Here is a 1,515-nt window from a genome sequence, read left to right as displayed (position 1 = left end):
CCGATTCCGTTGAAAAAGGCCGGCAGTATTTCGTTGTAATAGCTCCGTCGCGACGTGGCCGGAACTGCTCTTACTGACTCTATGCGAGCGTCGGGGTGGGCATCGGGATCAGCTTGGCCATCTTTCGAAGGTTTTGGGCGGTGGCTGCGAGGATGAACTCGTCGCGCGCGCCGTTTGGACCTCGTAAACGCAAACGGTCGAGCTTGAGAATGCGCTTGAGGTGCGCGAACAACATCTCGATTTTCTTGCGGAGCCGGCGCGAGGTGCCTCCCTCCCACGATCTCGCGATCTGGCGCGCCATGTCGCGGGCGCCCTCGTAGATCGAGCGGGGCACCCTCCGTGAAGCCTGCTTGGGGCAGCATCGGGGCTTCAATGCGCATCGATCACAATCGCGCTTGCTGGCGAGGTAAAGCATGGTGGCACCATCATTCACCAACGTTCCGGTCGTGGTAAGAGTTTTGCCACCAGGGCAACGATAGATGTCCCCAGCATGGTCATAGGTGAAGTCGTCGCGCGAGAAGATCCCGTCTGTGCGGGCCGATTTGTCGAACACTGTAACGTGCGGCTCGATCCCGTGCTCATAGACCAGCCAGGCGAGCATCTCGGCCGAGCCATAGCCGCTGTCACCGAGGAGCCGGCTCGGATAGAGATCAAACCGCTCCAGCGAGCGCTCAATCATGCGCTTGGCGGCCAATACCTCCGCCTGCCGGATTGCCGTCGTTGCCTCAACATCGACGATGATCGCGTTCTCGATGTCGACCAGATAGTTCGTCGAATAGGCGAAAAACGCTTGGCCGCCGTGCGCGCCGGTCCAGCGCGCCGCCGGATCGGAAGGCGATACGAACTTCGGAGTAACCTCGGTCGCGGCTCCGAAAGCGGCATCATCAAGGACAGCCAGATACTCATCGATTGCTCGGCTGGCAGCCTCCGGCGGAAGTCCCTTATCGCCTTCGATCCCCTTCTGCCGATTGGCATCGGCCTTGATTAGGCTCGCATCGACTGCAAATCCCTCACCGCCGACCAGTCGTTCCTCGATGCAGCGGCGCAGCACGCTCTCGAACACGCGACGGAAGAGGTCGCTCTGCCGGAAGCGGCCGTGCCTGTTCTTGGAAAACGTCGAGTGATCCGGCACCGTCCCATCCAGACCGAGCCGGCAGAACCACCGGTAGGCCAGATTGAGGTGAACCTCATCGCACAGGCGCCGCTCCGATCGAATGCCGAAGCAGTAACCGATCAAGAGCATCCGGATCATCAGCTCGGGATCGATCGAAGGCCGACCGATGCTGCTGTAGAAAGGCGCCAGGTCCCGCCGGACCTGTTCAAGATCGACAAACCTGTCAATCAACCGCAGCAAGTGATCAGTCGGGATATGTCTTTCGAGCGAGAACTCATAGAACAACGCGGTCTGTTCGACTTGCCGATGCCCCATCATGATCTTCAGTCCTGCCAATTAGACAGACTGAATCACTGATATCTCTGCGTCGCAACAGCTGCCTTTTTCAACAGAATCGACCC

1 protein-coding gene is annotated in these 1,515 nt (G+C 59.4%); it reads right to left on the bottom strand.

Annotated elements, in window-relative coordinates:
• Positions 1-79 precede the first annotated feature (79 nt).
• Positions 80-1,432, bottom strand: a complete 1,353-nt coding sequence (locus IVA78_RS04340; protein ID WP_247279349.1) for a transposase — start codon at positions 1,430-1,432, stop codon at positions 80-82.
• Between the last annotated feature and the right edge of the window lie 83 nt (positions 1,433-1,515).

It is taken from the genome of Bradyrhizobium sp. 137 (genome assembly GCF_023074095.1).
GTDB lineage: Bacteria > Pseudomonadota > Alphaproteobacteria > Rhizobiales > Xanthobacteraceae > Bradyrhizobium.
The sequence above is the reverse complement of the archived record's forward strand: the minus strand, read 5'-3'. Positions and strand labels throughout refer to the sequence as shown.

Coding starts and splice junctions, on each gene's coding strand:
- IVA78_RS04340 (WP_247279349.1), bottom strand. CDS start 1,432: ATGATGGGGCATCGGCAAGTCGAACAGACCGCGTTGTTCTATGAGTTC.